At 44.7% G+C, this 10,522-nt stretch carries 8 protein-coding genes; 4 read left to right on the plus strand and 4 right to left on the minus strand.

Going from position 1 to position 10,522, the window contains the following annotated elements; translation table 11 throughout:
- Positions 1–58: 58 nt before the first annotated feature.
- The 3 genes from BM122_RS14455 to argH form a co-directional block, all read right to left on the minus strand.
- Positions 59–1,570, minus strand: a complete 1,512-nt coding sequence (locus BM122_RS14455) for a dynamin family protein (RefSeq protein WP_074906267.1) — start codon at positions 1,568–1,570, stop codon at positions 59–61.
- 289 nt (positions 1,571–1,859) lie between these two features.
- Complete coding sequence (locus BM122_RS14460) at positions 1,860–2,774, minus strand: fructosamine kinase family protein (RefSeq protein WP_074906269.1); 915 nt, start codon at positions 2,772–2,774, stop codon at positions 1,860–1,862.
- Positions 2,775–2,777: 3 nt separating this feature from the next.
- The gene (gene argH / locus BM122_RS14465) at positions 2,778–4,184 is read right to left on the minus strand and encodes an argininosuccinate lyase (protein WP_074906270.1); all 1,407 of its coding nucleotides are present in this window, start codon (positions 4,182–4,184) and stop codon (positions 2,778–2,780) included.
- Between the two features lie 320 nt (positions 4,185–4,504).
- Here argH and BM122_RS14470 point away from each other — a divergent pair, with 320 nt between their 5' ends.
- A complete protein-coding gene (locus BM122_RS14470; RefSeq protein WP_074906272.1) occupies positions 4,505–5,173 on the plus strand; it encodes a hypothetical protein in 669 nt (222 codons plus the stop codon).
- 65 nt (positions 5,174–5,238) lie between these two features.
- Here the strand turns inward: BM122_RS14470 and murA are convergent, their stop codons facing one another.
- Positions 5,239–6,492, minus strand: coding sequence for a UDP-N-acetylglucosamine 1-carboxyvinyltransferase (gene murA / locus BM122_RS14475; protein ID WP_074906273.1), 1,254 nt, complete (start codon positions 6,490–6,492; stop codon positions 5,239–5,241).
- A 229-nt stretch (positions 6,493–6,721) separates the two neighbouring features.
- Between murA and BM122_RS14480 the strand changes: the two genes are divergently transcribed.
- The 3 genes from BM122_RS14480 (at position 6,722) to BM122_RS14490 (ending at position 9,981) form a co-directional block, all read left to right on the plus strand.
- Positions 6,722–7,111: a RidA family protein gene (locus BM122_RS14480; RefSeq protein WP_074906275.1), complete on the plus strand. Its 390-nt coding sequence runs from the start codon at positions 6,722–6,724 to the stop codon at positions 7,109–7,111.
- Between the two features lie 71 nt (positions 7,112–7,182).
- The gene (recG, locus tag BM122_RS14485) at positions 7,183–9,240 is read left to right on the plus strand and encodes an ATP-dependent DNA helicase RecG (protein WP_074906279.1); all 2,058 of its coding nucleotides are present in this window, start codon (positions 7,183–7,185) and stop codon (positions 9,238–9,240) included.
- A gap of 51 nt (positions 9,241–9,291) precedes the next feature.
- Positions 9,292–9,981 (plus strand): type 1 glutamine amidotransferase domain-containing protein, encoded by a 690-nt coding sequence (locus BM122_RS14490; RefSeq protein ID WP_074906276.1) that lies wholly within the window; start codon positions 9,292–9,294, stop codon positions 9,979–9,981.
- The last annotated feature ends 541 nt before the right edge of the window (positions 9,982–10,522 follow it).

A 10,522-nucleotide genomic window follows, 5' to 3' on the forward strand; every position in this document is an offset into this window, starting at 1 on the left:
AAGACAGGGTTAATTTTTTTAACAAAGCAAGCCACTTTGTTTTGACCACTTGCTCTACTTATTCAGCCTTGGCTTCAGCCATAATGACGCTTTCTGCTGCAGATTTCTCTTCAGCTGCAACTGCAACTTTATGACCAGAAGGATTGGTAAATTGATCGTTCAATGACTGAATATAGTCATTGGCTTCGCTTCTTACTTCAGCAAGAATATCTTGATTTGAGCCATTCCAACCAGCAGGTTTTTGTAAACACATGGGTCGATAAGCTGCTGTACTCTTGATGAATGCCTGAGTGTATTGCTTGCAGGCAATATGATCATAACCAAATTTTGCAGGCAGTTTTTTTGCCATATTATCTGCAACTTTACGGCGAATGGTGAAATGAATATAAGCCATAACAACCACTATTACGCCAAGACCAATAAGTGAGGATGTTTCATAGGTCCTAATATTTTCAGCAAATGTTTTCAATAAATTCCAGCTATCAGTTAACCAGAAAGCAACACCACTTAGCACCAACAATGTACTAAATACGATACTGTCAAACAAAATGACTCGTTTTTTCCAGTTTTGGAGCATATTGGTAAGTTTATGAACAATCTGGTTGCTGATGGTTTCAGCTGTCTGCTCAAGCATACCGGCTATACGGTAGGATCGCTCTACTTCAATTTGCTGCATGCGCGTATTGATCTCCGCCATATCTTCTTCGCGTTTATTCTCATAACGCTCCCGGATGAGGGGATCTTCAATCGGTGCAGCGGCTTCAGGATTATAAATTCGGTAAAACTTGCCAGCGAATAAACCTGCTTGTGCCAAGGAACGCTGCCAGGCAGAAACGACTTCTTCAGGATTATCTTCTTTTGCAGTGACATCCATTTGATTAAGGATATAAAGGAATTTATTGGAGTCAGCACGGTTAATAGTGCCTGATACCAGATATTCCAATGTATCCTTCATGGCACCTGGCTCGGGATGACGTGCATCAAAGAATACGAGTACAAGATCGGATAAATCGATGATATGTTGCGTTAGACGCAAAGTAGAGTTACGTTGGCTATCCGCATCAAATCCAGGAGAATCAATCAAAATCTTGCCACGGATCTTTTCAGAAGGACACGTTTTTAACTGAATGTAAGCATCAATACGCTGAGGTCCAGCTTCTGAAATCTCTTCAATACTTCGACTGATTTGATAAAAGGGGAAACGTGGATCAGCATCTAATGCTATGCCCGGTAGCGTCTTAACTTCATTGTCGCTACTGTAACAAATAACCGTAAATTTATCGTCGACAGCTTGATTACCTGTGCGTTGTAAATGCATGTCTAGATAAGAATTGATAAAAGTGGATTTGCCGGCTGAGAATGTTCCCAGTACTGCAATCATCGGCCACCAGGTGACATGGGTTGCATAAGATTCGTTTCGATCCAGTAAACCGATATCCTGGGCGACGCGATCTAATTTGCGAAAGCTGTGAACTGCCTTAGCCAATACCGGATTATCAGGATGTTCTTCAGCAAGATGTTTTTCGAGGCTTTCGAGACGCTTATAAATGTTTGTTGAGCTTTGTGCCATAGCAGTCCTTATTTGATTCGTTAAATAACAAAGAGTCTAATTAATTAATTATTATAGCGTTTAATCTGACTTTGATCTTATAGGCGCCTCTAAAAGTTCAGAGTTCTAAGCAAGACAAGGCGAGAACAAAACATGTTGACGCAGCCTATAATTGATAGGTAAGGAAACATTTTTTGTGAACAACGAAGTATTGTGACGAAATATGAATTTTTAGAGGTACCCTTATTCTATTGTGTCTCTCATGCCTTTACAATCAAGTACAAAAATAGTAAAGCTTCGTACCGATCCTTTATTTTATCTCAGCAAGCAATTTGTCCATCATCTGCTCTGCCTGGCGTAGATAGCCACTTCCAAACAAATTCAGATGATTTAAAACATGGTAGAGATTATAAAGTGTTTTGCGAGTACGGTAGTCTACTTCAAGTGGATAAGCGTCTTGATAGCTCGCATAGAACTGGGCCGGGAATCCTCCGAAAAGCTCAGTCATGGCAAGATCAGTTTCGCGATCACCATAATATACGGCAGGATCGAATAATACAGGTCGTCCTGCCGAATCAAACGAATAATTGCCACTCCATAGATCACCATGCAATAAGCAAGCATTAATGCGTGTTCCCGTGAAGAATACGTCGAGATCGGCCATAAGCCGCTCACCCTGGGTTTGTAGCTTACCTTTATAGCCGTTTATCTGTGCAAGCTGGAGCTGATATCCTAAACGATTTTGACGCCAGAAATGTATCCAATCAGAAGAACGGTCATTTTTCTGTAAGGTTGAACCAATGGTATTATTACGAAACCAGCCGAACTGATCAGAGAAAGTGCGATGCATGTTGGCTAGTCCCCTACCTAATGCTTCCGCGTGTTGATGGGGTGTGTGCCTTAATTCCAGGTATTCTAGCACCAACCAGGCATTAACATCATTACTTCCCCAGCACTTGGGTTCAGGAACGCGCAAGGTGTGAGAATTTTGTATTTCTTTAAGACCTGCCGCTTCTGCTTCAAACATCGGTAGCCTGCTTGCTTTGTTCAATTTGACAAAATAATGTTGATCATTGCCGTGAATATGGTAAGTTTCATTGATACATCCGCCGCCAATAGCATGGACCTTTTCTAGAACAAAATGGGTATCCAAAGCGCTATCCATCTGCTCTACGATCTCTCGCCAGGGAGACTGAGAAGATAAGTGACTGGTTGATCGCATCATGATTCAATGATTAGATAAATCTTTTCTCGCTTGCATAATCGCTGCACTTACCTGCGCTGGCGCTGTTCCGCCCGGATGGTTGCGGCTTTTCATGGAGCCTTCGAGCGTTAGAATGGAGAAAATATCTTGTTCGATGATCGATGAAAACTGTTTCAATTCAGCCAGCGAGAGTTCGCTTAAATCACAGCTTTTATTTTCAGCAAAACGAACTGCTTTAGCGACGATTTCATGGGCATCGCGGAAGGGGAGGCCCTTCTTGACCAGATAATCTGCCAGATCGGTTGCGGTGGCGTAGCCCCGCATGGCTGCATGACGCATGGCGTCCTTATTGACGGTTATGCCAGAGAGCATGTCCGTATAAATACGCAGTGTATTGACCAAGGTATCGACAGTATCAAATAGTGGCTCTTTGTCTTCCTGATTATCTTTGTTATAGGCAAGTGGCTGAGATTTCATCAATGTCAGCAATGCCACCAAGTGACCATTAATACGTCCCGTTTTTCCCCGAACCAGTTCAGGTACATCAGGGTTTTTCTTTTGTGGCATGATGGATGAGCCTGTGCAGAAACGATCTGCCAGTTGAATAAAATTGAAGGCAGGACTCATCCAGATGACCAGTTCTTCAGAAAAGCGTGAAAGATGAGTCATGATCAATGCTGAACAGGCACAAAATTCTATTGCGAAATCACGATCCGATACGGCATCGAGTGAGTTTAGGCAAATGCCATCAAAGCCAAGCAATTGTGCGACCATATCACGATCGATGGAATAACTGGTTCCAGCTAGCGCTGCCGCCCCCAGAGGCAATTTATTGACACGCTTGCGACAGTCTAGAAGTCTTGCAATATCTCTGCAAAGCATTTCATAATAAGCCATTAAATGATGGCCAAATGAGACAGGCTGAGCCACTTGGAGATGAGTAAAACCAGGCATCACTGTCTCAATATGTTGTTCAGCCAGATCCAAAAGAGCTCGCTGCATCGATTGGATAAGATTGGCAATTTCATCAATCGAAGCCCGCAAATAAAGCCGGATATCAGTGGCTACCTGGTCATTGCGGGAGCGGGCAGTATGTAATCTTTTCCCTGCATCACCAATCAATGCGGTCAGGCGCTTTTCAATATTAAGGTGGACATCCTCTAATTCGATGTGCCACTCAAAGCGATTATTCCGAATTTCTTCAAGAATCTGGCTGAGCCCTTGCTCGATAGCAGCCAGATCAGCTGGGTTAATGATGCCTACTGATGAAAGCATTCGTGCATGGGCCAGGGATCCTTGTATATCGTATTCAGCCAATCGTTTATCAAAATTTATTGAGGCAGTATATCGCTGTACTAATTGAGTGACAGGCTCATTGAATCGTCCTGACCAGGTTTTGGCATTAATTTCCACTGCGGCTTTCTTCTCCATTTAGAATTGGTTGATTAAGTGGGTAAAATTTTACGTTCAAGATGCTCATTTATCCAATATAAACCCTGCTTTTTTGCTGTTTTTACCCGCCTGCCTCGAATATGTTTTTCCACAACCTTTAAAAAGCAATATTTTACTTCTGACAAGTGCTCTAAAATGGCTTCAAGTATGATTGATTATCAATTCAAAAATAAAATAATTCAATTTACAACATCCTTTACCCATCCATACAAAATATTATGAACTTTTCTTTTCCTTCAATCCGGAATAGTGGATAATTGAAGCTTTTCTTTCCTGTCACATCAACAAGGAGCTATTTCATGACAGATCAGTACAAACAAAATGAAGGTGATCAAAGCGGAAAAAGCAAACTCGAGTGGGCTAAACCCGCCTCACTCATGAATATATTGAGCGAGAGATTTGCCCCGATTGCCAAAATTCAGCATATGCAATTACCGGCATGGTCGCTTTTAGCTTTTTTGGGCATATTATTGCTGGTTTTTGCATGGAAACATATTGCGGTTAGTCAAGCTGAATCTCGCGTAGAGAGAGAACGTGCACAAATGGTCCAAGATCTTGACACAGAGCGTTCCATAATGATGAGAAAAGCACGGGAATACGCTGACAGTCAATATAACAAAGAAGAAGAACGTTTTGGTCAAGTTTTATCATGGGCAGTACGAGGCGAATTGATCCGCAACAATCTTGATCAGGTCAGTCAATACCTGAATGAGCTGGTTAAAATGAAAGATACGGAACGCGTTGTTTTGATCAGTGATGATGGCAAATTGCTTGTTTCAACAGATAAGAAACTGGAAGAAGCAGAAGGGAAAGATCTCTATCCTGCTGAAGTGCTGCAAAAACGTAAAATTACCATGCTGTCGGATGTGAATGGTAAGAAAGTGCTGGTCGTTCCAGTGATGGGGCTGAATTCTCGCTTGGCTACCGTGGTTGTTAGCTATAAGCAAGCTGCATTAACTGGCAGCTAATTTTCTTCAGATTCTCATAATCTGATTCTCATAATCTAACCCCAGTAACTCATTACTGGGGTTTTTTAATTTATGCGTGCAATCTTTGCACCCAAGTGCACTAATTTTTGCTCAATGCGCTCATAGCCACGATCAAGATGATAAATTCGATCAATGACTGTTTCACCTTGCGCAACCAATCCTGCTATAACCAGGCTGGCTGATGCACGTAGATCAGTGGCCATAACATTCGCTCCATCAAGCTTAGGTATGCCATGCACGATGGCAGTGTTACCTTCTACCGTAATCTCGGCATTCATGCGCCTCAATTCTTGAACATGCATGAAACGATTTTCAAAAATAGTCTCGGTAATGATGGCCGTGCCATTAGCCACACTGTTGAGTGTCATGAACTGGGCTTGCATATCGGTTGGGAAAGCAGGGTAGGGTGCCGTTCGCAAACTTACTGATTTGGGTGGTTTGTTCATAGTGAGATGAATCCAGTTTTCTTCTGAATTAATGATGGCCCCTGCCTCCAGCAGCTTATCGATCACCGCATCCAGCATATCTGCTCGTGCACCTTTCAGATGGATTTGGCCGCTACTGGCAGTAACGGCAGTTAGGAAAGTACCGGTTTCAATGCGATCAGGCATGACATCATGCATGCAACCATGTAATGCGTCGACACCTTGAATAGTAATGACATCTGTTCCTGCACCTTCAATTTTTGCCCCCATTTTAATCAGGCACTGCGCCAGATCAACAATTTCAGGTTCACGTGCAGCATTTTCCAGTCTCGTTAAGCCAGAGGCCAGGCAAGCTGCCATCATGAGATTTTCGGTACCGGTCACCGTAACGATATCCATCACAATTCGTGTTCCAACCAACTTTTTAGCCTTGGCATGAATATAGCCATGTTCAATGATGATTTCTGCACCCATGGCTTGGAGGCCTTTAATATGCTGGTCTACAGGACGCAGGCCGATGGCACAGCCTCCGGGCAAGGAAATGATGGCCTCTCCCTTATGAGCCAGTAATGGACCCAGTACTAGTATGGCGGCACGCATGGTTTTGACCATTTCATAAGGTGCGATTGGATTGGTAAGATGGGCTGCAGATAACTCCATTTCTGATGTATCGTTTGTTAAGATAGTGACGCCCATTTGTTTCAACAAGCTCACCATGGTCGTGACATCTTTGAGATCAGGGATATTTTTGAGTCTGAGTGTGTCATTTGTCAGCAATGAGGCACACAGCGCTGGTAATGCGGCATTTTTTGCACCGGAAATGCTTATTTCACCACAAAGTGGTTTGCCACCATGAATAACGAGTTTTTGCATGGATGTGTTTGAGTAATCAGAATGACAGTAATAAATAGGGATTCATTGAAAATTGACCCAGCGCTTAGAGCTTGTGAAAGAAAATCGTAGCGGGTGGCCAGGAATAAGGCGAACGGAACACAGCTATCAGAATAGAATACATAGCAGAACACACAGCAGATTCTCTCACAAACTTTTGGACGAGCGTCATTAACTGAAATTATATTATTTTAATATTCGAGGAGATAGAATGAATAAACAAATTATCCAGACGGCGGATGCCCCGCAAGCTATTGGCACTTATTCACAGGCAATACGAGTAAGTGGAGGAGAGACTGTCTACCTTTCTGGTCAAATTGGGCTGGATCCAGCGACGATGCAAATGGTAGAAGGGATTGAATCACAAATCGTGCGTGTCATACTTAATATGAAAGCAGTGGCAGTAGCCAGCGGCGGCAGTCTGGGTGATATCGTCAAATTAAACGTTTATTTAACGGATCTCGGCAATTTTGCCAAGGTCAATGAAATTATGGCCAATCATTTCAGCCAGCCCTATCCTGCACGAGCAGCGATTGGTGTGGCATCGCTGCCACGGGGCGCACTGGTGGAAATGGATGCGGTGATGGTATTGTCTAAATAATAAGGTAATAGTCCAGTCATTCAGGCAGGAAGGTCATTACGCGGGGTAAGCAAGCAACTCACTTGAACGCGCTGAAAAACGATCATTTTTCTTCTATCAATCCGCAGCTGCAGCAAAAGCTCGTCAGGTTAGGTATTCGCAATGAATTAGAGCTGATTTTGCATCTGCCTATTCGCTATGAAGATGAGACAAGGCTTTACCCCATTAGGGATATACCTGATGGTAAGACTGGCCAGGTCGAGGGAGTCATTATCCATTGTGAAGTCATCACGCGTTCAAGGCGGCAGCTGGTGTGTCAAGTAAAGGATGCCAGCGGCATCCTTTTTATCCGCTTTCTTCACTTTTATCCCAGTCAAGTGAAAACCTATTCGATAGGCGCCCGGGTAAGGGTATTGGGCGAAGCACGTACCGGTTTTTTTGGTGCAGAAATGATTCATCCCAAGTGCCGCATCGTGCATGAGGAATCGCCGCTTTCTGACACCTTGACTCCTGTTTATCCCATAACAGCGGGTGTTACTCAAACCACTATTTCCAAACTGATTCAGCAAGTGCTAAGTAAAGGGCATAGCAGAGAATACATGGCAGAAACGCTGCCAGAAACCCTATTGAAGCAGTATCAGTTGCTAGGATTTAGAGAAAGTATTTCTCTTTTGCATCAGCCTCCACCCGATATCGCCATGGGTTTACTGCAATCTCGCACTCATCCGGCTTGGCGTCGAATCAAGTTCGATGAGTTATTGGCGCAGCAATTATCCATGCGCATGCATTATCGTCAGCGGCGAAGTTACCGAGCGCCTGCTTTACAGGAGAAGAACCATTTAATCCATGCGCTGCTCGCAACGCTTCCTTTTGGTCTAACGGTTGCCCAAAAAAAAGTACTGGCTGAAATCAAGAGCGATCTCTCTACTACCAGCCCCATGCAGCGCCTGTTGCAAGGCGATGTGGGCAGTGGCAAAACAATTGTGGCTGCACTGGCAGCGTTACAAGCCATCGAAAATGACTACCAGGTTGCCGTCATGGCGCCAACCGAGATTCTTGCGGAACAGCATTATCAAAAATTTTTGAGCTGGTTCGCCCCGCTCGGTGTCACAGTAGCATGGTTATCCGGTAGCCAGAAAAAGAGACAGCGTGATCATGAGCTGACCCAAATCGCTGCAGGTCACGCCATGCTGGTTGTGGGGACACATGCCTTGTTTCAGGAGCAGGTCCAGTTTTTTCGATTGGGGTTAGTCATTGTTGATGAGCAACATCGATTCGGTGTCCACCAACGCCTGGCCTTGCGACAGAAGGGGAGTGAACCCAACTGGCTACCGCACCAATTGATGATGAGTGCCACCCCTATCCCGCGTACGCTTTCGATGAGCTATTACGCTGATTTGGATGTATCGGTCATCGATCAACTGCCGCCAGGCAGGTCACCGGTCGTTACCAAGCTGATCGATGAAAGCCGACGGAGTGAAGTCATTGCGCGTGTGCGGGAAGCCTGTCAGACAGGTAAGCAGGCTTATTGGGTCTGCCCATTGATTGAAGAATCCGAGGCATTGCAGCTTAAAACAGCCGTCGAAACCTATGAGTTGCTGAGCCAGACTTTTCCTGATTTAAAAATCAACCTGATACACGGCCGATTGCATGCACAGGATAAATCGGCCATTATGACCGCATTCAGCCAGGGAGAGGTTCAATTATTGGTTGCTACGACCGTGATAGAAGTCGGCGTGGATGTGCCGAATGCTTCGTTGATGGTAATCGAGCATGCAGAACGCATGGGGTTATCACAGCTCCACCAACTACGAGGTCGTATTGGTCGTGGCAGTGAAGCGGGAATATGTGTGTTGCTATATCAGAAGCCATTGTCTCAGATTGCGCGCGAACGGCTGCGCATCATCTTCGAACATAGCGATGGGTTTGAAATTGCGCGGCGGGATCTCAAACTGCGGGGTCCGGGAGAATTCCTGGGCACGCGCCAGAGCGGCTTACCGATGCTGCGCTTTGCCGATCTGCAACAGGATATGGATTTATTGGAAGCAGCAAGGGCTGTGGCTGAAATCTTGTTGCGTGACTATCCAGAAGCTGCTCAGCAACATCTCCAGCGCTGGCTGGGGGAGAAAAATGAGTATCTGCGGGTATGAGGGTAAAGTATGCCTCCTGATCACCAGCATATTAATAAAAGGAGATAAGTTATGGGTAAGAAGATTCTCGTCGTTCTGACCAGTGTTGAGAAGTATCCGAACTTGAAGCGTGCCACCGGTCTGTGGCTAGGCGAAGCCGTTCACTTTGTCAAGAAAGTCGAAGAGGCTGGCTACAAGGTTGATTATATAAGCCCCCAAGGTGGATATACGCCAATTGATCCTCATAGTCTTGTCATGGCAGACGATACTGACTGGGCTTGGTACCACAAAAAGGCGTTCATGAATCGTCTTGGTTCCACATTAAAGCCTAGTGAAATTAATCCCGACGACTATGTTGCTATCTACTTTACTGGGGGGCATGGGGTGGTGTGGGACTTCCCTGATAACGCGGCACTTCAGGCCATTGGTCGCAAGATTTATGAAAAAGGAGGCTATGTGTCATCTGTCTGCCATGGCGCTGCAGGTTTGCTGAACATCAAACTGTCCGATGGCGCCCTGCTAGTGAAGGGGAAGAAGGTTACAGGTTTCTCAAACGAGGAGGAAAAACTTGTCGAGCTGGACAAGTATGTGCCTTTTCTCACTGAAACCGAACTGGTTGCTCGGGGCGCCATTTATCAAAAGGCGGATGAGCCATGGACTGCCTTTGCCGTTGAGGATCACAGACTCATCAGCGGTCAGAATCCAGCATCAAGCGGTGTTGTTGCTGAGCTCCTGTTGAAGGCCATTGAAGAGCACACCTAACTAACAATACACTCAACCAGATCAGAGTTCATTCACTGTGTGGGTTCAGCAGCTGCGAGCATCGTTATCTTTGATCATGCTATTCCATTTCTAAATCAAACTTGACTTTGTCGGCTTCTCCTTGCCGTATTATTTATACCGTCTGTGGCTCGCCTTCACGTCATTTTTGATTTGGAAATGGGATTAGGAATTAGCCTGTAGGGCAATAAGCTCAGCGCATTGCCCCCGGATTGACTGAACAACAGATCGGCGTTATCTGTTTAACAACCGCTATTGCCAACAAGAGAATGCTATGCTGACTAGATTGAACGGCTAGTGTATTTCCTTTGAATTCCTTTGAATCGCCACTGGCTTGCAACATAGGAAGAAAAGTTGGATCATTTTGGTTTCAAAATCTGGAAAAATCTCAGATCGCCTATTTTTGTTTGTTGACTAGTACTTAGTTACATCAAAACATATACATATTTAAAATTATGAGCCATAATCCCCCTGTTCGATAACGGGAGAGCAAACATGGCAAGAAAAAGTGGGCGAGGAAAAC

This window comes from Nitrosomonas communis, assembly GCF_900114745.1.
GTDB classification, from domain to species: Bacteria; Pseudomonadota; Gammaproteobacteria; order Burkholderiales; family Nitrosomonadaceae; genus Nitrosomonas; species Nitrosomonas communis_A.

Bases quoted from the DNA above. Each gene is read 5' to 3' on its own strand.
- BM122_RS14455 (WP_074906267.1), bottom strand. From the start codon at position 1,570: ATGGCACAAAGCTCAACAAACATTTATAAGCGTCTCGAAAGCCTCGAA.
- BM122_RS14460 (WP_074906269.1), bottom strand. From the start codon at position 2,774: ATGATGCGATCAACCAGTCACTTATCTTCTCAGTCTCCCTGGCGAGAG.
- argH (WP_074906270.1), bottom strand. From the start codon at position 4,184: ATGGAGAAGAAAGCCGCAGTGGAAATTAATGCCAAAACCTGGTCAGGA.
- BM122_RS14470 (WP_074906272.1), top strand. From the start codon at position 4,505: ATGACAGATCAGTACAAACAAAATGAAGGTGATCAAAGCGGAAAAAGC.
- murA (WP_074906273.1), bottom strand. From the start codon at position 6,492: ATGCAAAAACTCGTTATTCATGGTGGCAAACCACTTTGTGGTGAAATA.
- BM122_RS14480 (WP_074906275.1), top strand. From the start codon at position 6,722: ATGAATAAACAAATTATCCAGACGGCGGATGCCCCGCAAGCTATTGGC.
- BM122_RS14490 (WP_074906276.1), top strand. From the start codon at position 9,292: ATGGGTAAGAAGATTCTCGTCGTTCTGACCAGTGTTGAGAAGTATCCG.